A 21,589-nucleotide genomic window follows, 5' to 3' on the forward strand; every position below is an offset into this window, starting at 1 on the left:
GTACTGCGCGTTCTCAGCGACGAGAGGCGGGACGGACGACATGGCGAAGCACTGGGCGGACTTCCAGTACGAGATCTATCTCAACGGGATGACGGGTGCCGTGCCGCGCCTGCCCACCGATCTGACCCGGCTGGAGGAACTGACCGAACAGCGGCTCGGGCCCGGCCCGGTCGGCTATGTGGCGGGCAGCGCCGGGAACGGCAGCACCGCCCGGGCCAACCGGGCGGCCCTGGAGCGCCGCCGGATCGTGCCGCGCATGCTGCGGGACGTGCACGAGCGGGATCTGTCGGTCGAGGTGCTGGGCCGCGCCCTGCCCGCCCCGCTGGCGCTGGCCCCGGTCGGCGTGCTGTCGATCATGCACCCGGACGCCGAACCCGCCGCCGCCCGGGCCGCCGCCGCGCAGGGCGTGCCGTACATCCTGTCGTCCGCCTCGAGCACGCCCATGGAGCAGGTCGCCGAGGCGATGGGCGACGCCGAGCGGTGGTTCCAGCTGTACTGGCCGAAGGATCCCGAGGTGGCCCGAAGTTTCCTCAACCGGGCGAAGGCATCCGGGTTCAGCGTGCTCGTCGTCACCCTGGACACACCGCTGCTGTCGTGGCGGCCCCGGGATCTCGACCAGGCGTACCTGCCCTTCCTCCACGGCGTCGGCACGGCCAACTACTTCTCGGATCCGGCCTTCCAAGCGGGTCTGGCCAAGCCGGTGCACGAGGACCCGAACGCGGCCGTGATGCGTTTCGTCGGCATGTTCTCCGACCCGGCCAAGTCCTGGCCGGACCTGGCGTTCCTGCGGGAGAACTGGGACGGCCCGATCGTCCTCAAGGGCGTCCTGCACCCGGACGACGCACGGCTGGCCGCTCAGGCGGGCATGGACGGCGTCGTCGTCTCCAACCACGGCGGCCGCCAGGTCGCGGGGTCCGTGGCCGCCGCCGACGCGCTGCCCCGTGTCGTGGACGCCGTCGGCGACCGGCTCACCGTCCTCTTCGACAGCGGCGTCCGCACCGGCGACGACATCTTCAAGGCCCTCGCACTGGGCGCGCGGGCGGTGCTCGTCGGACGCCCGTACGTCTACGGTCTCGGCCTCGACGGACAGCCCGGCGTCGAGCACGTCATCCGCTGCCTCCTGGCCGAACTCGACCTCACCCTGGCCCTGTCGGGTCACGCCACGCCTGCGACGGTCGGCCCGGCCGATCTGACGGAGGAGCCGGGCTGAGGCGTGGGGCGGGGGCGAGGCCGAGTTCACCGCTCAGCCGTTCAGCGGTTCGGCGCTGTCACCTGCCGTGCGGTCGGGACGTCCTCCTCCGCGATCGACAGGGACCCGGCCGCCGTGGGCACGGGCTCCGGCTGCCAGCGCTGTTCGTCCGACCGGTCGCGGACCTTGACGACGATGTCGGCGTCCGGGTCGTCGTTGGTGGAGGTGAGGGCCAGCTCCTCGCCCCAGCGGGGCAGCAACTCCCCTTGCACGGTGAGGTCGTAGCGCACGTCCTCGCCCCGCTCGGCGTCCTCCTCGGCGCAGGTGCCGAGCACGACGACGCCCGCGTCCTTGTGCGAGTCCAGGCACAGCCCGGGATCGGCGACGCTGCGCAGCAGCCCGTCGTTCTCGTACGTCCACTGCTGGGTCCACGCCGTCGAGCACGAGGCCAGCTTCGCCCCCGAGCCCTCCTTCGGCAGGTCCCGGATGTCGAGGCACAGATCGGCGCCCGCGTTGCGCAGCCGCGTCACTCCCGGTGCGGTGGGCAGCACGGCCGTGTCCGGCGGTGTCACCGACCCGCCGCCGTTGCCGCCGGCGGCGCTGTTGGAGCCGGCCGGGTCGGCCTGGCCGCCGTCGTACGAGGACGCGCTGATGATGAGCACCGTCGCCAGCACCCCGGCCGACACCGCGCCGACGCCCGAGAGCAGCGCCCGGGAGGACCGCAGCGCGTCCGGGACCCGGACGCCCGGGACCCGGCGGGCGGGCATGGGGATCCTGGACAGCAGACGGTGGCGTGCGCTCCCGGACCGCCCGCCGCCGCGCCGGCCGCCGCGACCGCCGCGCGTACCGTGCGAGGCCCGGCCCGGACGCGAGTCGAGGTAACGGCGGGCGCCCCAGCCGAGCACCGCTTCGGCGATCAACGGGCCGAGACCGCCCTCGAAATGGCTCAGTTGCTCGGCGGCGTTCCGGCAGTAGCGGCACTCCGCCAGATGCTGCTGAACGTCCGGCAGCAGTGCGCCGCCCCGGCGGATCGGGACGTCGAGGAGGCGGTTGTAGAACCGGCAATCATGGGTCGGCGCGAGTTCACGATGGGCATGTACACAACCCTCGCGGAATTTGTCACGCGCCTGTTCGAGGGCGGCCGACGCGATGTCGGTATCCATGCTCAGCAGGCCGGCGGGGACGCTTAAAGGATCTGCCTCGACCTCGACATGCCAGAGCAAACAGCGCGCGGCGGCGGGAAGTGCCTGGAATGCCCGCTCCGCGAGTGCCCGATTTTCGGGCGTCATGGACGCCGCCGCGCGCAGCCCGCGCCCTCCGGCCGGTTTCTGCAGCGCCGGCAGAACGGCGGATATTCGATCGTCGCCGGACCACTCCCGGATCGTGTCGCGCACGGTCACGAGAAGGACCGGGCGCAGCGCGACGGCCGAGTCGCCGAAGGCCACGCGGTTGAGGGTCCGATGGAAGGCGGTCCCGGTGACCATGGCGGCGACCTGCGCCGACGAGGCGAGACAGATGACCGCGTAGTCGTGCACCGGCTGCCAGTGCCGCGCCATCAGCAGCGCGACGGAATGGGCGGCGACCTCGCCCTCCGGGCTGCCTCTCAGCGGGGCGGCGAGTGATTCATCGGAGTCCCCGGGATCCCCGCCGGGCGGGGGATACGGGGGACGAGGGGGGTGGGGGGTGGGCACTGAGATGGTTCCTTCCCACGCGCAGGTGACACACAGAAGTCCTGCCGCCGAAAAAGGAGCCCGGTTGGTGCGAACCTTTTCTGGCGCGGCGCGGGAGGTGCGAATTCACCGGCGGCGAATCGGACCCGGTCCACAAATCACGTGCGACACCCGGCCATTCCCCCCGCACGTGTGTTTCACTCTTGCACAACCCCCACACGACCAACAAGGCGCCCGTGCAACATCCGGCCCATTGACAGAAAGTCAGAAACGGGGAACGCGCGTACGCCGCTCGCACCCGTTTTCGACATTTCCGTGCGCCCTGTGTGAATCGGGTCAGATCTGCCAGGACCGCAGCCGGTCCGCCGCGCCGTAGACGTCGGTCGTGTTGGACATCAGGTCGCGGGCGAGGTCGACGAGGGCGCCGTAGGGCGGGTCGATGCCGGCGCCGCTGACGAACATGTACGCCACGGCCGTCGCACAGGCGAAGCGGGCGTTGGCCGCCGGCAGCGGCCGGAGCACGGCGAGGGTGTGCAGCAGCGCGGCGGCCCGCCAGGCCGGGTCGGAGTTCACCCCGAGGCGCGGCGGATCGACCCGGTGCCGGGCGACGGCGGCGACCAGCGCGGAGAAGTCGTTGACGGTGGGCTGGTCCGGCAGGACCTCCTCATGGCGCTGCAGCAGCCAGGGCACGTCGATATGAATGACGGGTGCCATCGGTCAGGCAGCCCGCCCTTCACCCTTGGCGGACGGCTCGTCGTCCGGGAAGGCCGCGGCGAACTCGTCGGCGTGGGTCGCGAAGAACCTGCGGAAGGCCTCCGCGCCCTCCTGGAGCGCCCGGTGACGGGCTATGTCGGCCGCGGCCGCCTCCCGCACGAGCGCCTTCATCGACGTACCGCGTTCCTTGGCGATCTGCCGCAGGTCCTCGAGCTCGCGGTCGCTGAACTCCACGTTGAGAGCTGGCATGCCTCCAAGGTACCGCTCGGGTACTGACTCGTAAATATCCCCAGGTCAGAGAGGAATCAGACGGTACCGGGAAGCGGTGGGGCCCGGCGATGTCACATTCCGGGCCCGCTCCCCGGTCTCAGTGGTGAACACGTCTCCGGGAGGACCACGCATGACCGAGATCACCGCACCCGGCACCGACGCCCCGGCCGACGAGGCGACCGGGGTGTTCGTCGACCATCGCGAGCTGCTGTTCGGCGTCGTCTACAACATGCTCGGCAGCGTCGCCGACACCGAGGACGTCCTGCAGGAGACCTGGCTGTCCTGGACGGCCCGTGGCGGCGGCGCTCCCCTGGCCGGCGTCGACAACCCCCGCGCCTATCTCGTACGGGTGGCGGTCAACCACGCGCTGCGCCGCCGCGCCACCATCAGCCGCAGGCGGGAGACCTACGTCGGCCAGTGGCTGCCCGAGCCTCTTGTCGCCGACGGCGAGGCCGACACCGCCGACGGGCCCGCCCTGCGCTCCGAATCGGTGTCGCTGGCGATGCTGGTCGTCCTGGAGTCGCTGACCCCGCTGGAGCGGGCCGTGTTCGTCCTGGGCGAGGTGTTCGGCTACCCGCACGCCGAGATCGCGGAGGTCATCGACCGCTCCCCCGCCGCCGTACGGCAGTTGGCGCACCGGGCCCGGGAGCACGTGCACGCACGGCGGCCGCGGTACGAGGCGCATCCGCGGGTGCGGCGGGAGGCGACCGAGCGGTTCGTGCGGGCGGCGCTCGGCGGGGACATCGCCGCACTGATGGAGGTCCTCGCGCCCGACGTCACGGCGTGGACGGACGCCGGCGGCAAACGCAAGCCGGCGAGCCTGCGCCCGGTGCACGGCCGGGACAAGGTGGCCCGCCTGCTCACCTCCGGGCGCGGCGGTCCGCGCAACCCGGTCTGGAGCTACCGCCGGGTCAACGGCGACGACTCCGCCGTGCTGTTCGACGGGGAGGCGCCGTTCGCCGTCCTGGTGCTTGACCTCACCCCGGAGGGCGACCGGGTGCGCGGCATCTATGTCGTGGCCAATCCGGACAAGCTCACCCACGTGCCCAAGGAGGACGCGTGAACGACCGGGGCCGGTCCGCTCAGGACCGGGAGCGGCAGAACTCCCGCACGGTCCGGTTGAAGGCCTCCGGGGCTTCGATGCTGCTGAGGTGCCCGACGCCCGGGAGGACGACCAGCGTGGCGTGCGGGATCGCCGCCAGGAACGGGTGGGCGACCTGCTCCACCGGGGAGCGCGCGTCGAGCTCGCCCCAGAGCAGGAGCGTCGGCACCGTGATCGTGGGCAGCAGGTCGCGCTGGTCGGCCTCGGCCATGACGGTGAGCTCGGTCCGCATGGTCTGGGGGCGCGTGTCGGCCGACATCACGGACATCAGGCGTACGGCTTCGGCGGGCGGCCGGCCCGCGAACAGGCCCGGCATGGTCGGGGCGAAGTCCTCGGCCGGGACCGCGAGCAGCCGCTCGGCACCCTCGACCCGCGCCCGCACCTCCGCCGCGGGCAGCGAGCCCTTCCAGCCGGCGTAGGTGTCGACGAGGAGCAGCGTCCTGACGAGATCGGAGTGGTGCCGGTAGAGCTCCAGCACGATGGTCCCGCCCCAGGACAGGCCGAGGACATGGGCCGGGCCGAGGCCCACGTCCTTGATGACGGCCGCCAGACAGCGAGCGTAGTCGGCGAGGGTGAAGGTGGGCGGTACGTCGGAGGAGCGGCCGGCTCCCGGTTCGTCCCAGGCGACCACCGTGAACGCGTCGGCCAGGTCGGCGACCTGGCCACGCCAGAGGCGGGCGTCCGCCGTGGCGCCGTGCACGAGCACCAGGGGCGGGCCCGAGCCCACCCGGTCGTAGGCGACCTCGATGCCGTCTACCCGCACCGCGTGCATGTGACCAGGCTACGCGCGGGTGCCGGAGGCGTCCTGTCGGCGGAATCCCCCGGCACCGGGCACGTCCCTACCCCTGGTCCGCCACGAAGGCGGCCATCCGGGTCAGGGCGGCGTTCCAGTTGATCGTGTGCTCGTTGGTCGACCAGGACTGGATGTCGTCGATGTAGCAGAACTGCCCGACGCAGCCCTGGAGTTTGCTCTGTGCGTAGGGGTCCTGGATGCTCGAGTTCGGCCCGCCGGCGAGGGTGCCCCGCGGCGGGTGGGGCAGGCCCGGGTCGAGCTGGCGGGCGTACCAGCGGCTGTGCTGGTTCTGGGAGCTGACCTCGCCGTAGCCGGTGACGTAGGAGATGTTCAGCGCGTTGCGGCCGAGGATGTAGTCCATGCTCTGCAGTGCGCCGTCCCGGTACTTCGAAGCGCCGCTGATGTCGTACGCGGTGGCGAGGACGACGGCGTTGTTGAGGACCTGGTGGCTGGAGCCCCAGTCGTACTTGTTGCCGTCGGGTGCGTAGGGCATGCCGTAGGGGTGGTCCTTCAGGGTGGCCAGGTAGCGGTCGGCGCCCTTGACGACGGACTCGCGCACCTTGTCCCGGCCCGGCAGCTTGTTCGGTACCGTCGCGAGATCGAGCCGGCCCGCCGCCCCGGTGCGGGCCCAGTCGAAGCCGAGGGGCTTGAAGAGGTCGGCCGTATGGACCGGGGACTTCAGGACGTACTCCTCGAACTGCTTCTCCCCCGTGCTGAGGTACAGCTCGGCCGCCGCCCAGTAGAAGTCGTCGGTCACGTCGTCGTCGGGGTAGGCGCCGCCGCCGATGCCGTCGCTCTCGGAGGCGTAGCGGTCGGGGTGGGCGAGCGCCGCCGACCAGGCCGTGCGGGCGGCCGCCAGGGTCTTGTCGGCGAACGCCCTGTCGTGGGACCGGAACAGGCGAGCCGCCTGCGCGGCCGTGGCGGCCAGGTTCAGGGTGGCCGCGGTGGACGGCGGGTGCAGTTCGCGCTTCTGCGGGTCGTCGCTGGGCAGCAGCGGCAGCCCGGTCCACTGCTCGTCGTGCATCTTGTGGTGGGCCATGCCGGCCAGCGGCTTCCCGGCGGGCACCTGCATCTTCAGCAGGAACTCCAGCTCCCAGCGGGCCTCGTCGAGGATGTCCGGGACCTTGTTGCCGCTCTCGGGGATGGCGAGCGTGCCGTCGCCGAGCTTGCCGGCGTCGCCGGTGCGGGCGTGCAGCGCGCGTTCATGGGTGCTCAGCAACTCCCAGGTGGAGATGCCGCCGTTGACGACGTACTTGCCGTGGTCGCCGGCGTCGTACCAGCCGCCGCTGACGTCGAGGCTGTAGTCGCACACGCCCGGCTGGCACGGTACGGAGGTGTCGCCCTGGTTGGGTGCCACGCCCACGTGACCGGCCCGGCGGCCGTACCCGGGCCGCAGGTCCTCGCGGATCTCGATGCCGCTGCGCTGGGTGTAGTAGTACTTCGCCGAGTCGAGGCGGAGCCGCTCCCAGACGCTCGCGTCGACGTCGAAGGGGCGGCTGGTCTCGCCGTCGGCGACCAGGGTGAAGCCGGTGCCCTTCGTGCGGTACGCGCCGAAGTCGATCGAGTGGACGTTCTGCCCCGACGAGGCGTCGACCCCGCGCGGCACGGTTGTGCCCCGGGCGACCACGGCACCGCGGGCGTTCTTCAGCTCCCAGGGCAGTTTCGCCGTGGCATCGGTGACCAGGGTGGCGTTCTTCGGCCCGGCGGGCAGATAGGCGACCTGGTTGACGCGGACCCGGGGGCCGGTGTCGGGCTCGTACGGTTCCGGCGCGACGCCGCCCAGCAGCGAGACGTCGTCCATGCAGAAGCGCCAGGCGTCCGCGCTGCCGCCGAGCTGGAAGCCGACCTGCCCCTGGTCGGTGTCGACGGGCGAGGTGAAGGTGTAGGAGTAGCGGTCGCCGGAGACGCTGAGCTGCGGTGTCACCTCGTAGTAGGTGTCGTACGGGGACACCGACAGGCCCACGATCGCCCGCACCACGTGCCCGGCGGGCGTGCCGGTCGCGCTGAAGGAGAAGCGGTACGACTCCCCCTTCACGAGGGTGATGTCGTTCTGTCCGACGGCGGCGTCCCAGCGGTTGGCGGTGCCGCCGGGTACGTCGGCGCAGAGCCGGCCGTCGGACAGCGCTCCGGTGACATTGCTGGTCGTCCACCAGGGGGCGGTGGTGGTGTCGAAGGTGCCGTTCTCGACCTGTTCGACCTCTTCGGCCCCGGCCGGTGCGGAGGGCAGCGCGGTGAGCGCGGTCGCCAGGAGGGCCGTCAGGGACAGCAGGGCGGTTCTGCGTCGTTTCACGTCCGGGCTCCTCTGGTGAGGTGCGGGTGGCGCTCGTCGTGGGAGCGCTCCCAAATACGGATGCCCGCCATGGTTGTGGCTGATGTGACACTCCGTCAACGGTCCGGACGGGACTGGCTGTCCGCCGCCCGTCCGGACCGGTGCGGCCTAGACGGTGTCCAGTCGGCTGATACGCATCGCGCCCCGTGCCTCGTCGGGGTGGCGGCTGGTCAGGGTGAGCCGGATCCGGGAGCCGCGGACGGGCTTGAAGGTGATCACGGTGGCGGCGTCGGAGGCGGTGGCCCAGTCGATCGCGGTGTCCCGCACGGCCCGCCACGCCCGGCCGTCCCACACCGCCACTTCGATGGCCGCGGGCAGGCTGTGGGTGGCGTCCGCCGTGAAGGACACGTCCACCCGGTCGAAGTCGCGGGTGCGCCCGTGGTCGACCGAGACCCAGTCCTCTCCGCGGGCCCCGTCGAAGGCGGGCAGCAGGGCCGTGGCCTGCTTGAAGAAGCCGTTGGACCAGCCGGTGGCCGGATCACCGTCGAGCATGGCGGCGGGCAGGGTGTCCGGGCGGCCGGAGTAACCGGCGTCCGCGTGCGGGTAGTCCAGCGGAGCCGGATGCTCCGGCCCGAAGGCGGGCGGGATCGTCTCGGCCCGGTCCCGGGCCGGGGTGGCGCGGACGGTCACCGTGCCGGTGCGCAGGCCGGCGGCCCGGGCTGTCACCCGCACCGTGCCCGGCCGCGCGCCGGAGCGGACGATGGCGAGGGCCTTGCCGTGGTAGGCGGTGCGGGTGCTCGCCTGGTAGCGCTCGGCGCTCTCCTGCCGGCCGTTGTCGAGCCCGGCGAGGGAACCGCCCGCCACCTCGAAGGAGATCAGGTGCTCCGCGCCGGGCACCACCACGCCGCGCCGGTCGACCACCTCGGCCGTCACGAAGACCAGCGAACGGCCGTCCCCGGCGAGGGACTCGCGGTCCGGTGTCAGGCGTATGGCGTGCGGGGCGCCCGCGGTGCGCAGTACGTCGGTGGCTACCGTCTTGCCGTCCCTGCGCGCGACGGCCTTCAGCTCGCCCGGCTCGTAGGGCACCTTCCACGTCAGGCGCAGCTTTCCGGCACTGCCGTTGGGGCTGGTGTAGCTGCCGGGGTAGGGGCCGTCGGTGAAGGTCTTGTCGTCGCCGGTGGCCTCCGTGGTCTCCAGGTACGCGCGGCCGTCGACGGTCTTCTTGGTGTCGAACCGCCGTACGCCCAGGGACTTTCCGTTGAGGAACAGCTCGACGGTGTCGACGTTGGCGTACGCCCAGACCTCGACCGTGTCGCCCTCGGTGTGGTTCCAGGTCATCGGCAGCAGGTGGACCATCGGCCGCTCGGTCCACTGGCTCTGGAAGAGGTAGTACATGTCCTTCGGGAAGCCGGCGGTGTCGACCGCGCCGAAGAAGGACGCCTTGACCGGGAAGACGTCGTACGGCGTGGGCTCGCCGATGTAGTCGATGCCCGACCACAGGAACTGCCCGGCGAACCACTTGCGGTCCCGGTCCTTCTTGTGGCCGTACTCGCCGCTCATGGTCCAGGAGGCGAGGTTGTTGTCGTACGAGGAGGTCGCACGCCGGCCGGGCGTGTAGTCCTCGCCGGTGTTGAGGTGCTCGGGCTCCTGGTAGGCGCCGCGGGTGGAGGTCTCCGAGGACGACTCCGACTCGAACAGGAACAGCTTGGGGTAGCGGGCGTGCAGGGCGTCCACCGACTTGGCGGTGTTGTAGTTGAGGCCGAGGCCGTCGATCTTGGCGAGGATCAGATCGCCGGGAGAGCCCGGGGCGGGCACGCTGCGGTGCCGGTGGGAGCCGATCACGACCGGGCGGGTGGTGTCGTAGGCCTTGATGGCGGCGATGAGCCGGTCGGCCATGGCGAGTCCGGCGGTGGAGGTGAACTCACTCACCTCGTTGCCGATGGACCACATCAGGACGGCGGGCGAGTTGCGGGCGGCCAGGACCATCTCCGCGATGTCCTTGTCGGCCCACTCGTCGAAGAAGCGGCCGTAGTCGTACCGCGTCTTGGGGCTCTTCCAGCAGTCGAACGCCTCCACCAGCATGACGATGCCGAGTTCCTCGCAGACCTCGATCATCTCCGGGGAGGGTGGGTTGTGGGAGGTGCGGAAGGCGTTGACGCCCATCGACCGCATGATGAGCAGCTGCCGGCGGATGGCGTCGTTGCTGACGGCCGCGCCGAGTGCGCCCAGGTCGTGGTGGAGGTCGACGCCCTTGAGCTTGTGGTGGGTGCCGTTGAGGAAGAAGCCCTCGTCCGGGTCGAAGCGGAAGGTGCGGAAGCCGAAGGGGGTGCGGTAGGTGTCGGTGGTCCGGCCGCCGACGCGCAGTTCGGTGTGGAGGGTGTAGCGGTGCGGGGCGGCGATGTCCCACAACTCAGGCCGCTCGACGAGGAGTTCGTGGGTCTCGGTCTTCTCGTCGGTGACGGCGACCGTGGAGGAGGTACGGGCGACCGTGCGGCCCTTCCGGTCGACGATCCGGGAGACGACCTCGACGTCCGCGCCCGTGCCCGACGCGTCGACGACCGAGGTGTCGATCCGAACGACGGCCCGCTCGGCGGAGACCTCGGGCGTGCGGACGTGGGTGCCCCAGCGGGCCACGTGCACCGGCTCGGTGATCACCAGACGGGCCTCGCGGTAGATGCCGCTGCCCGAGTACCAGCGACTGCTGGGGAGCCGGTTCTGGACCTTGACCGCGATCACGTTCTCGGTGGTGCCGTCGGTGTGCACCAGGTCGGTGAGGTCGAAGGCGAAGCCGGTGTAGCCGTAGGGGTGGCGGCCGGCCTCCTCGCCGTTGCAGTAGACGTGGGAGTCCATGTAGACGCCGTCGAACTCCACCGAGATCCGCTTGTCCGCGAGGGCGGGCGGCAGGGTGAAGGCGAGGCGGTACCAGCCGAGGCCGCCGGGGAGGAACCCCGTGCCGCTGGTGGTGCCGTGCTCGGTGGTGGGGGCCTGCTCGATGCTCCAGTCGTGCGGGACGGCGACCTCGCGCCACCCGGAGTCGTCGTAGCCGGGCAGGGCGGCGTCGGCGTAGGCGCCGGTCGGGTCTGTGATGCCACCCGGGTTGACCAGCGCGAACCGCCAGCCGTCGCGCAGGGCGACGGTGCTGCGGCCGGACGCGCCGCGCACCTCCTCGGCGGCCCACGCCTCCGGGGCACCGAACAGCGCTCCGGCCGCGGGCGCCGCCGCGGAGGCGAGCAGGACCGATCTGCGCGTGACCGACATGGCGGCTCTCCCTCATCAAGGCCCAGAAGTACTCACAACTGATCGCGAACAAACAGATTCTGTCGAGGTGTCACACACGGCCGTCAAGGGTGCGGCGACATCCTTCTGTCCCAGGCGTCACATCGGCCGGAATCACGCCACGCCCCGGCACGGCCGGGCGCTGCCGGGGTTACCCGTTCACGTCGGGCGCCTACGGACTAGGCTGGAACTCAAGCGACCTCTCTGATCACTGTGAGTGTCCGTATGGAGTGGCGACGATGATCCCGGACGAGCCGTTGGACGATGGCATGGCCGCCCGTGCCGTCATCGCCGCCGACGGCACGCTCACCGGGTGGAGCGAAGGCGCCCGCCGTCTCCTGGGCCACACGTCCGCGGAGGTCGTGGGCCGCCCGGCCGTCGAGCTGCTGGCCGACGAAGCGGACGCGCCGCCCGCGCCCCACGACGCCCGCTGGAGCGGCATGCTCGCGCTGCGGCGCCGCGACGGCCGCACGGTGTCCGTGTGGGTGCTCGCCCACCGCAGACCGCCGGAGGGCGAGACGGCCGAGTGGTTCGCGGTGTCCCCGCCGGAGGCCGCCGACGTGGAGCAGGCGGACGACCCGCTGGTGCGGTCGGCCCTCACCCAGTCACCCTGCGCCACGATGATCTTCGACGAGGGACTGCGGCTGCGCGGCCTCAACGACGCCATGGCCGACCTCCTCGGGATGCCCGCCGACCGCCTGCGGGGTCTGAGACCCACCGATATCGGCAGCCGGCCGCAGAACACCGAGCTCGAGGAGAATCTGCGCCGGGTGCTGAGCACCGGCCGGCGGCAGGACATGGAGACGTACATGAAGGCCAGCGGCGAGACCCGGGGGGCGCACGCGTGGCTGGCCCGGATCGCACCGCTCACCGACCCGTCGGGCCAGGTGCGGGGCGTGTGCGTGACCGCCCACGACTTCAGCGACCAGTACCGGGCACGGGAGCGGCTGCAACTGGTCAACGAGGCGAGCGTGCGCATCGGCACCACCCTCGACGTCACCCGTACGGCCCAGGAGCTGGCGGAAGTGTGCGTTCCGGCGCTCGCCGACTTCGTCAGCGTCGACCTGCTCGACACCCGGGAGCACGGCGGCGAGTCCGCCGGGCCGCCCGTCCCGCCGGTGAGCCTGCGCCGGGCGGCCCACCAGTCGGTCAACGCGGGCAGCCCCGAGGCCGTCGCCAAGCCGGGGCAGGTGGAGGTCTACCCGGCGTCCTCCCCGCAGGCAGCCTCGCTGACCGCGGGCCACGCGGTGGTGGCGTCGGGATCGGAGGACGACCTCGAACGGTGGCTCGCCTGGGACCCGGTTCGCTTCCGGCGAGTCCGCGAGTACGGCATCCACTCCACGATGTCCGTCCCGCTCCAGGCCAGGGGCACCATCCTCGGGGTCGCGGTGTTCACCCGCTTTCGGCGCCCCGAGAACTTCACCGACGACGACGTGATGCTGGCCGAGGAGGTCACGGCCAGGGCCGCCGTCTGCATCGACAACGCGCGCCGCTACTCCCGCGAGCGGGAGACGACCCTCACGCTCCAGCGCAGCCTGCTGCCCCGCCACCTGCCGCGCACCGCCGCGGTGGAGGCGGCCTCCCGCTATCTGCCGGCCACCCGCTCCGGTGTGGGCGGCGACTGGTTCGACGTGATCCCGCTGTCCGGGATGCGGGTCGCCATGGTCGTCGGGGACGTCGTCGGCCACGGCATCCAGGCCTCGGCCACCATGGGCCGGCTGCGCACCGCCGTCCGCACCCTCGCCGACATCGACCTGGCCCCCGACGAACTGCTCACCCACCTCGACGACCTGGTCGTCCGGCTCTCTCAGGAGTCCGGCGGCGAGGAGGCGGCCGGCACCGGGGAGGTGGGCGCGACCTGCCTCTACGCGGTGTACGACCCGGTGTCGCGGCGCTGCACCCTGGCCCGGGCCGGGCACCCGCAGCCCTTCCTGGTCCCGCCGGACGGCCCGGCCCGGCAGCTCGACCTGCCCTCCGGTCCCCCGCTCGGTGTCGGGGGGCTGCCGTTCGAGAGCGCCGAGGTGGAGCTGCGGGAGGGCAGTGTCCTGGCGTTCCACACGGACGGGCTGCTCGCGAGCCGCGAACGGGACGTCGACACGAGCCAGCAGATGCTCCGCGAGGCCCTGTCGGCCCCCGCCGGCTCGCTGGACGAGGTCTGCGACCGCGTGCTGCAGGCGCTGCTCCCCTCGGGCGGCTCCGCCGACGACGTGGCCCTGCTGCTGGCCCGCACCCGGGGCCTGCCGTCCTCCCAGGTCGCGACGTGGGACATCCCGGCCGACCCGGCGCTGGTGGCCCCCATCCGCAAGCAGGTCGTCGAACAGCTCGATCGCTGGGGGCTGATCGAGGCCACGTTCACCGCGGAGCTGGTGGTGAGCGAGCTGGTCACCAACGCCATCCGCTACGGCGCCAAGCCCATCCGGCTACGGCTGATCCACGACGCGGCCACACTGATCTGCGAGGTGTCCGACACCAACCACACGGCCCCGCATCTGCGCCGGGCCAAGACCTGGGACGAGGGGGGCCGCGGTCTGCTCCTGGTCGCCCAGCTCACCCAGCGCTGGGGCAGCAGGCACACCCCCGACGGCAAGACGATCTGGGCGGAGCTGACGATGCTCGACGCGATGTGAGCGTTCTTACCGGAGCCTGGTTTCATGGGCGGGCACCGCCTGAACACGCCCCGGAGGACTCCGCCCTGAACACCCCGCTCGCCGAAGTCCTGTCCGTTGCGCTGCTGGCCGCGGTCCTCGTCTGGGCCGTCGTCCGTCCGAAGGGGCTGCCCGAGGCCGTACTGGCGGTTCCGGCCGCCGGGCTCGCGGTCGCCGTCGGAGTGATCTCGCCCATGCACGCGTGGGAGGAGATCCAGCGACTGGGGCCCGTGGTCGGTTTCCTCGCGGCCGTGCTGGTGCTCGCCCACTTCTGCGACGTCGAGGGACTCTTCACGGCGTGCGGGGCGTGGATGGCCCGCTGGGCGGCGGGACGCCCCGGGCGGCTGCTGACCGCGGTGTTCGCCCTGGCCTCCGTCATCACGGCCGTGCTCAGCCTGGACGCCACGGTCGTCCTGCTGACACCGGTCGTGCTCGCCACCGCCACCAGGATGGGCGTCCAGGCCCGGCCGCACCTCTACGCGTGCGCGCACCTGTCGAACACCGCCTCGCTGCTGCTGCCGGTCTCCAACCTGACCAACCTGCTCGCCTTCTCGGCGAGCGGGCTGAGCTTCACCCGGTTCACGGCGCTGATGGCCTTGCCCTGGCTGGTCGCGATCGGCGCCGAGTACTGGGTCTTCCGGCGTTTCTTCGCCCGGGAACTGGCCGCTCCCCTCCCGGCCGCCGACCCCGCGCGGCCTCCCGAGCTGCCGCTGTTCGCCCTGGTCACGGTGGGCTGCACACTGGCCGGGTTCGTCGTGGCCTCGGCCCTCGGGATCGCACCGGCGTGGGCCGCGCTGGCGGGTGCGCTGGTGCTGGCCGGGCGGGCACTGCTGCGGCGGCGGGCCACCCCGCTGACGGTGGTGCGCTCCGCGTCCCCGGCCTTCCTGGCGTTCGTGCTCGCGCTCGGCGTGGTCGTGCGCGCGGTCGTCGACAACGGGCTCGCCGACGCGCTCCACCGTGTGCTGCCCGACGGCTCGGGCCTGCTCGCGCTGCTGGGCGTGGCCGCGCTGGCCGCCGTCCTGGCCAACCTCATCAACAACCTGCCCGCGGTGCTGGTGCTGCTGCCGCTGACCGCCGGGGCCGGTCCCGGCGCCGTGCTGGCGGTGCTGCTCGGCGTGAACATCGGCCCCAACCTGACCTACGCCGGTTCGCTGGCGACCCTGCTGTGGCGGCGCATCGTGCAGCGGCACGGGCACCGCGTCGAGCTCGGGGAGTTCACCCGGCTCGGGCTGCTCGCGGTACCCGCCGCGCTGGTGCCGGCCGTGGTGGCGTTGTGGCTGTCGCTGGCGGTCGTCGGGGGCTGAGCCGCGCCCGGTCAGTGCCCGCGGCCCCCGTAGCCGTAGCCGGGGTAGCCGTAGCCGTAGCCATAGCCGTGGTCGCCGCTCCCGGAGCAGTAGTAGCCGTAGTAGTGGCACGTGGTGCTGGGCGACGGGCTCGGGGGCGCAGGCCGGGACGTCGACGGAGTGGCGGTCGGGGTGGGGGCCCGCTCGGGTGTCCTCGACGGTGTGGGGCTGGGGGTCGGGGTGGGCTCGGGCTGCGGCACCGGAGCGGCGGCTTCCCAGTTGACGACCTCCATCTGGAGATCGGTCTTGGAGGTGTCGATCACCCAGCGCTGGACCTCGTCGTCCGCCCGGGTCTTGAGGACCAGGGCCCCCGAGCCGTCGGTCGCGGCCGGGGCCAGGGCGAGCTCCTGGTCCCGGCGGGGCACCAGGGCGCCCTGCAGGATGAAGTCGTAGCTGATGTCCTTGACGTCGGGCCGGGACGGGCCGGCGCAGGGGGCCAGCCGCACCGAGTAGCCGAGCCGTGAGTCCAGGCACAGGTCGGGGGCGGCACCGTTGCGCAGCAGCCCGTCGGTCTCGTACGTCCACTGCTGGGCGGGCGCCGACGAGCAGGTGGTGAGTTCGGCTTCCGCGTTCTCGACGGCCTTCTTGCCGTCGACGCCGACACACAGGCCCGAGGCCACGTTGTGCAGCCGGCCGCGCAGCGCGCCCTTGCGGGCCTCGCCCGCCCCGATCCAGGACGGATCGCCGGTCGGCTTGCCCGCGCCCGGGTCGGATGCCTCGGAGGGCCGGTCCCCGCCGGCCGGCGGGGCCGTGTCGCCGGAGTTGCCGATGGACCAGAGGACCAGCGGGAGGACGACCAGGCCGCTGACGGTCAGGATGCCCACGGTGAGGTTACGGCGGCGGGCGGCACGGCGGGCCGCCTTGTGGGCGGATCTGGGCGAGGCGGTGCGGGGGCCCACGGCGTCCGGGCCGGGGGCCGTTCCCCCGGCCGGTGCCGGCGCGTCGGCCGGGGTGGCGGGGAATGCCTCATGGGCGTGGACCAAGGCCTGCGCCCTGTCCTGCGGCTGGTCCCGCGCCGGAACCCGGACCCGCGGTGGGGCCCCCGCTTCCCCTTCGGCTGCGGGGGCGGGTGGCGTGGCCACCGGCTCGACGGGGTCGGTGAACGACTCCCCGACCGCTCCGGCCAGGAGGACGGGGTCCGGGAATTCCGCACGCGCGGCGCCGGCCGGCTCCGTGCCGGCCACGTCCCCGGGAACTCCGCTCTCCGGGGAGGCCTCAGCGACGCCGCTCGCCGCGCTCGCCGCGCTCGCCGCGCTCGCCGCGCTCTCCACGTAGTCCTGCCCGCCCCAGCCCAGCACCGCCTCCGCCAGGGCGACGCCGAGCCCGTGGTTGAACCGGTCGAGCTGGTCCGCGGCGGCGCTGCAGTGCCCGCATCCCCCGATATGCGCGCGTAGATCGGGGTCGAGATCGAGGGCGCCACGTCTGTACGTCACGTCGAGCAGGCGCAGATAACGCCGGCATTCCTCGTCGGGGGCGAGTTCGCGGTGCAGCTGGAGGCACTCCTCGCGCATCCGGTCACGGGCCCGGCCCAGTTCGACGCGCGCGCCCTCCTCGTCCAGGCCGAGCAACCCGGCGGGAGCCGCGAGCGGTTCGGCCTCGACCTCCACGTGCCACAGCAGGCAGCGGGCCGACTGGGGCAGCCGCTGAAAGGCCCCGGACAGCAGGCGCCGGTGCTGCGGCGGCAGCAGCCGGGCGGCCGGTCGCTCCCCGTCACCGGCCTCGGACCGCAGGTCCGGGTGGAGCATGTCGCGTCGGTGGTCGGTGGCCCACTCGGCCGCGATCCGCCGCACGGTGACGAGCAGCTGAGGCCGCCAGGCCGATGTCGGGCCGTTCTGGCGCAGGCTTTCGCCGAAGAGCCGGGTGAAGGCTGCGGTGGTGAGCATTCCGGCGAAATGCGGACCGGCGGTGCACAGCCGCGCGTAGGCGAAAGCCGCCTCCCAGTGCCGGTCCAGCAGCTCACCGACGGGATGAAGCGCGGGCGTCGCGCCCGTCCACTTCCTGAGCTCGGCGCTCAGTTGCTCGTCCGTCGGGCCGAACCTGCGGGCCGGGGCCGGGGAATTCGACGGACTTGCGTCGTTCACGGCTGCATTCCTCTCAAGGACATGCGGAATAAAGTCCATACCAAGGGGTATGCAGGCACGGCGGCCTCGCGCATACGAAAGAAAGGCGCGCTGTCCGCACGCCGACAGGGCACACCTTTGCACAGCTCAGCGACAGGGAACAAGAGATCTCGCGGTTTCGTGCATTACGTAGGCGGCCAGGGCTTTTTGACAAAATGTCAATCAGCGGCTCGAAAGGGATTTCCGGGCTGCCTGCGCGGTTTTTATGGCAGGTATTCGCCCGGTTCCCGTCGCCGTGCGGAAACCGCCGGGCCGGACGGGTCGCCGTACCGTGTCCGGTAGGCGCCGGGCGGCATCCCGTAGCGCTCGCGGAAGACGCGGTTGAAGTGGAACGGGCTGGCGAAGCCCGAGGCCGCGGCCACCCGTTCCACGGGCAGGTCGGTGCCCTCCAACAGCCGCGCGGCGTGCCGCAGCCGCGCCTCGCGCAGGGCGCGCATGGGCGACTGGCCGAGCTGGCGGCTGAACAGATGGGCGAAGCGGGACGGCGACAGGGCGACGCCCTCGGCGAGCGAGCGGACGGTGTGCGGGGCGCCGGGGTCGGCGGCGATCAGCTCCTCGGCCCGGCGGATCCGTGGGTCGAGGCCGGGGCGGGGTGCCGCCGGCCGGGCGCCGGCGGCGGTGAGCAGGACGATCTCCTCGAGCGCGCTCAGGGCGAGTTCGCGGGCCGCGCTGCCGTGTGCGACGGCGACCTGCCCGTCCGGGGGCACCGGTGCGGGCGGCGCCTCGGTCCCGGTCCAGCGGGCGTCGGTGTGCATCCGCCGGAACGCCGACTCGACGCGGCCGTGCACACCGGCCGGGGCGGACGTGACCACGTACACCCCGTCACCGGCGTCGTACGGCCGCAGCCACCCGGCCCACGACGGGCGGGCCTGGCAGTGCGCCCACCAGAACCGCCAGTGCCGGGCGCCGGGCTCCACCGCGTAGCCGTGCGGGACACCCGGGGCGAGCACCACGAGGTCACCTGCGCCGACCGAGGTCTCAACGGCGCCCTGCCGCAGCCGGCCCCGGCCTCCCGTGGTCCAGGTGAACAGCCAGCTCGCCGAGCCCCGAGGGCGGTTGACGGCGTAGCCGGGCGGCTGGTCGAAGTGGCCGAGCACGACCAGGCCGGGAGGCGGGGCGGGGTCCCCGTCGTTCCCATTCTCAGCAGTGCCGGGCAATCCGTCAGCACGCACGGGCATCCTCCTCGACGACAGGGCGGCCTAGTGTCGGACCGTGGACACCCGACCGAGGAGTGCGCTCATGACAGTCACGGGCAACGGCGCCGCCGGCGCTCCCATCCTGGACCCCGCCGGGCTCCGGCGGTACCGGGAGGGGTTCGAGGAGGACGGTTTCACCGTCGTGCGCGGGCTCTTCGGGGCCGACGAGGTCGAGCGGCTGTGCGGCGAGTTCGCGGCGCTGCACGCGGGCGGCCCGGTTCCCGGGCACTTCGAGCCGCGTGCGTCCGGGGCGGACGCGGATCCGCTGCGCGTCTGGCCGCGGGTGATGCACCCGCACGAGATCAGCGGCCTCGCCCGGGACGTCCTGCTGGACGCCCGGCTGCGCACCGTCCTGGAGGTGCTCCTCGGGGAGGAGGTCCTGGCCGCGCAGAGCATGTTCTACTTCAAGCCGCCGGGCGCCCGGGGCCAGGCGCTGCACCAGGACAACTTCTATCTGCGGGTGGAGCCGGGGACGTGCGTGGCGGCGTGGCTGGCGTGTGACGTGATCGACCGGGAGAACGGCGGGCTGGAGGTCGTGCCGGGCACGCACCGGATGGATGTGTTCTGCCCGGAGGAGGCGGATGAGGGGGTTTCCTTCGCCCGGGAGTATGTTCCGCCGCCGCCCGGGCTGGCGGCCGTGCCGGTGGACATGTCGCCGGGGGATGTTCTGTTCTTCAACGGCAGTCTGGTGCACGGGTCGCAGCCGAACCGTTCGGGTGATCGGTTCCGGCGGTCGTTCATCGGGCACTATGTGGGGCGGTCGGCGGAGCGGATCGGACGGTTCTACCGGACGTTGTCGATGAGTGGGGCGCGGGTCGCTCTGCGGGAGAGCGAGGGGGCGGGGCCCTGCGGGACTGAGTTCGCGCCGCAGGGGCCTCACTGATCGGTTGTCCGCAGCGCCATTGTGGCTGGTCGCGCAGTTCCTCGCGCCCCTGAAAAAGCTCAGTGGCCGGCGATCGGATGTGCTGTGTAGGGGCGTTCCAGTTCCTCGAGTTCCTTGTCGCTGAGCTGGAGGTCGACTGCGGCCACCGCGTCCTCCAGGTGCTGCGGCTTCGACGCTCCGACGATCGGGGCCGTCACCGTGTTCTGGTGGAGCAGCCAGGCCAGGGCCACCTGGGCGCGGGGGACGTCGCGGTCGGCCGCGATGCGGGTGACGGCCTCGACGATGGTGCGGTCGCCCTCCTGGTACAGGTTGCTGCCGAAGGTGTCGGTGGCGCTGCGGTCGGTCGTGGTGTCCCAGTCGCGGGTGAGGCGGCCGCGGGCGAGCGGGCTCCAGGGCAGTACGCCCACGCCCTGGTCCGCGCAGAGGGGCAGCATCTCGCGCTCCTCCTCGCGGTAGATGAGGTTGTAGTGGTTCTGCATGGAGACGAAGCGCGTCCAGCCGTTCAGGCGGGCCGTGTACTGGGCCTTGGAGAACTGCCAGGCGTACATCGAACTGGCCCCGATATAGCGGACCTTGCCGGCCTTGACGACGTCGTGCAGGGCCTCCATCGTCTCCTCGACGGGGGTGAGCGGGTCGAAGCGGTGGATCTGGTAGAGGTCGACGTAGTCGGTGCCGAGGCGGGTCAGGCTCTGGTCGAGCTCGGTGAGGATCGCCTTGCGGGACAGTCCGCCGCCGTTCGGTCCGGGCCGCATCCGGCCGTTCACCTTCGTCGCGAGCACGATCTCGTCGCGGCGGGCGAAGTCGCGCAGGGCACGGCCGGTGATCTCCTCGCTGGTGCCGTCGGAGTAGACGTTGGCCGTGTCGAAGAAGTTGATCCCCGCCTCGACCGCCTGCCGGATCAGCGGGCGCGAGGCCTCTTCGCCGAGGGTCCACTCGTGACGGCCGCGGTCGGGCAGGCCGTAGGTCATGCACCCCAGACAGATCCGGGAGACGTCCAGGCCCGTCGAACCGAGCTTCACGTACTGCATCGTTGCTGCTCCTGCCTTCGGGAGGGGGTTTCAGGGGGAGCGTACGTGCTCGTGTGCGCTCGAAGGCAGGGTGCGCCGGACCGGCTGACGGGCCGTCATCGTTGCTGCCCACAGGTGACCGCACGGCGTGGGAGCGACGGGGCGGCCGGACCGCTGCCGCATCCTCGGCGCAGGTGACCGGCGCCCGGCCGGTCGGCGGCGCAAGGGAGCAGGCGTGGCGGCACGACGGAGGACACTCAGGATCCTGACCGGGGCGGCCGCGGCGTCCCTCGCCCTGATCTCGACCGCCTGGAGCCGGCCGGCCCCGCCCGGGTACGAGGTCCGGGCGCAGGTTCCGGCGGCCGAGGGACCGGCGACGCTGTGCGCACCCGCGGGCACCCTGCGCGGACCGGAGGGCGAGCGGGCCACCGTCAGCCTGTGCGCGGGCAGCGGCACCCCGGTGATGGCGGTCTCGGCCCCCGCGAACTGCGTCCGTCCCGGCACCTCCGCCCGGTACGCCTGTCTGACCTCCGGTACCTGGACGGCGAAACGCCAGGGCCGGACGGTCGCCTCCGGGACGCTCCCCGGTTCGCAGCCGTACCCCGGCCCGGGGACCTACGACGTCACGGCCACCGTGCACGTCCGCTCCACGCCGGGCGGTGTGGATCTGCGCGGCACGGTCCGGACCACGCTCACCCTGAGCGCGCCGAAGCAGCGGCCCACGCACCGCGTCGAGGTCGACCGGACCGCCCTGCGTCGCGGGGCCACCACCACGCTGACGTACCGGGTGTACCGCGACAGCGAACAGGGCGACGGCAGTGCCCGCTTCGGGCTGATCGGCGAGGAGAGCAAGGGGGTGCGGATCAGCACGGCGGACGCCCGGTGCGTCAACCCGCTGATCGGACGGGCCCCGTCCGAGGCCAGGCTGACGTACTCCGTGGACTGTGCGCTGACCGACCTCCAGCCGGGCCGTCCGGCCACCGTTCGGGTCCAGGTCACCCAGGGGGCCGCCTGCTCGACGGTGGTCTCGAAGCTGGGCTACTGGATGCCGCGCGGGCAGGCGCTGTACACCGGCGGCATGGTGGAGGGGCCCACGGTCGGCTGCGGCTGAC

General features: G+C 72.4%; 15 protein-coding genes. 6 read left to right on the forward strand and 9 right to left on the reverse strand.

Annotated features, from left to right (window positions below):
* Window positions 1–40 precede the first annotated feature (40 nt).
* Complete coding sequence (locus ACFT32_RS02245; protein WP_382484796.1) at window positions 41–1,210, forward strand: lactate 2-monooxygenase; 1,170 nt, start codon at window positions 41–43, stop codon at window positions 1,208–1,210.
* A 41-nt stretch (window positions 1,211–1,251) separates the two neighbouring features.
* Here the strand turns inward: ACFT32_RS02245 and ACFT32_RS02250 are convergent, their stop codons facing one another.
* The 3 genes from ACFT32_RS02250 to ACFT32_RS02260 all read right to left on the reverse strand — a co-directional run bounded on the left by ACFT32_RS02250 (window position 1,252) and on the right by ACFT32_RS02260 (window position 3,822).
* On the reverse strand, window positions 1,252–2,880 hold the full coding sequence (locus tag ACFT32_RS02250) for an RICIN domain-containing protein (RefSeq protein WP_382484799.1): 1,629 nt from the start codon (window positions 2,878–2,880) through the stop codon (window positions 1,252–1,254).
* Window positions 2,881–3,195: 315 nt separating this feature from the next.
* Window positions 3,196–3,573 (reverse strand): toxin Doc, encoded by a 378-nt coding sequence (locus ACFT32_RS02255; RefSeq protein WP_382484801.1) that lies wholly within the window; start codon window positions 3,571–3,573, stop codon window positions 3,196–3,198.
* Between the two features lie 3 nt (window positions 3,574–3,576).
* Entirely contained in the window at window positions 3,577–3,822 is a 246-nt protein-coding gene (locus ACFT32_RS02260) for a hypothetical protein (protein ID WP_234845748.1), read from the reverse strand.
* A 151-nt stretch (window positions 3,823–3,973) separates the two neighbouring features.
* Here ACFT32_RS02260 and ACFT32_RS02265 point away from each other — a divergent pair, with 151 nt between their 5' ends.
* The gene (locus tag ACFT32_RS02265) at window positions 3,974–4,906 is read left to right on the forward strand and encodes a sigma-70 family RNA polymerase sigma factor (protein WP_382484804.1); all 933 of its coding nucleotides are present in this window, start codon (window positions 3,974–3,976) and stop codon (window positions 4,904–4,906) included.
* A gap of 19 nt (window positions 4,907–4,925) precedes the next feature.
* On the opposite strand, the gene ACFT32_RS02270 is transcribed toward ACFT32_RS02265, so the two are convergent.
* The 3 genes from ACFT32_RS02270 to ACFT32_RS02280 all read right to left on the reverse strand — a co-directional run bounded on the left by ACFT32_RS02270 (window position 4,926) and on the right by ACFT32_RS02280 (window position 11,265).
* Window positions 4,926–5,717 carry an alpha/beta fold hydrolase gene (locus tag ACFT32_RS02270; RefSeq protein ID WP_382484806.1) on the reverse strand — a complete coding sequence of 264 codons (792 nt, stop codon included), beginning with the start codon at window positions 5,715–5,717 and terminating at the stop codon, window positions 4,926–4,928.
* Window positions 5,718–5,784: 67 nt separating this feature from the next.
* On the reverse strand, window positions 5,785–8,028 hold the full coding sequence (locus tag ACFT32_RS02275) for a glycoside hydrolase family 9 protein (RefSeq protein ID WP_382484808.1): 2,244 nt from the start codon (window positions 8,026–8,028) through the stop codon (window positions 5,785–5,787).
* A 147-nt stretch (window positions 8,029–8,175) separates the two neighbouring features.
* Window positions 8,176–11,265, reverse strand: coding sequence for a glycoside hydrolase family 2 TIM barrel-domain containing protein (locus ACFT32_RS02280; protein WP_382484811.1), 3,090 nt, complete (start codon window positions 11,263–11,265; stop codon window positions 8,176–8,178).
* A 257-nt stretch (window positions 11,266–11,522) separates the two neighbouring features.
* Here ACFT32_RS02280 and ACFT32_RS02285 point away from each other — a divergent pair, with 257 nt between their 5' ends.
* Window positions 11,523–13,910: a SpoIIE family protein phosphatase gene (locus ACFT32_RS02285; RefSeq protein ID WP_382484813.1), complete on the forward strand. Its 2,388-nt coding sequence runs from the start codon at window positions 11,523–11,525 to the stop codon at window positions 13,908–13,910.
* 65 nt (window positions 13,911–13,975) lie between these two features.
* A complete protein-coding gene (locus ACFT32_RS02290) occupies window positions 13,976–15,232 on the forward strand; it encodes an arsenic transporter (RefSeq protein ID WP_382487010.1) in 1,257 nt (418 codons plus the stop codon).
* Window positions 15,233–15,243: 11 nt separating this feature from the next.
* Here ACFT32_RS02290 and ACFT32_RS02295 read toward each other — a convergent pair whose 3' ends face one another.
* Both ACFT32_RS02295 and ACFT32_RS02300 read right to left on the reverse strand, forming a co-directional pair.
* Entirely contained in the window at window positions 15,244–17,352 is a 2,109-nt protein-coding gene (locus tag ACFT32_RS02295) for a ricin-type beta-trefoil lectin domain protein (RefSeq protein WP_382484815.1), read from the reverse strand.
* Between the two features lie 242 nt (window positions 17,353–17,594).
* A complete protein-coding gene (locus tag ACFT32_RS02300; protein ID WP_382484817.1) occupies window positions 17,595–18,569 on the reverse strand; it encodes a helix-turn-helix domain-containing protein in 975 nt (324 codons plus the stop codon).
* Window positions 18,570–18,630: 61 nt separating this feature from the next.
* Here ACFT32_RS02300 and ACFT32_RS02305 point away from each other — a divergent pair, with 61 nt between their 5' ends.
* The gene (locus ACFT32_RS02305; protein ID WP_382484819.1) at window positions 18,631–19,470 is read left to right on the forward strand and encodes a phytanoyl-CoA dioxygenase family protein; all 840 of its coding nucleotides are present in this window, start codon (window positions 18,631–18,633) and stop codon (window positions 19,468–19,470) included.
* Between the two features lie 59 nt (window positions 19,471–19,529).
* On the opposite strand, the gene ACFT32_RS02310 is transcribed toward ACFT32_RS02305, so the two are convergent.
* Entirely contained in the window at window positions 19,530–20,498 is a 969-nt protein-coding gene (locus ACFT32_RS02310; protein ID WP_382484821.1) for an aldo/keto reductase, read from the reverse strand.
* Between the two features lie 214 nt (window positions 20,499–20,712).
* Here ACFT32_RS02310 and ACFT32_RS02315 point away from each other — a divergent pair, with 214 nt between their 5' ends.
* Window positions 20,713–21,588, forward strand: a complete 876-nt coding sequence (locus ACFT32_RS02315; RefSeq protein ID WP_382484823.1) for a hypothetical protein — start codon at window positions 20,713–20,715, stop codon at window positions 21,586–21,588.
* The last annotated feature ends 1 nt before the right edge of the window (window position 21,589 follow it).

The sequence above is a fragment of the Streptomyces sp. NPDC057002 genome (assembly GCF_042673825.1).
GTDB lineage: Bacteria > Actinomycetota > Actinomycetes > Streptomycetales > Streptomycetaceae > Streptomyces.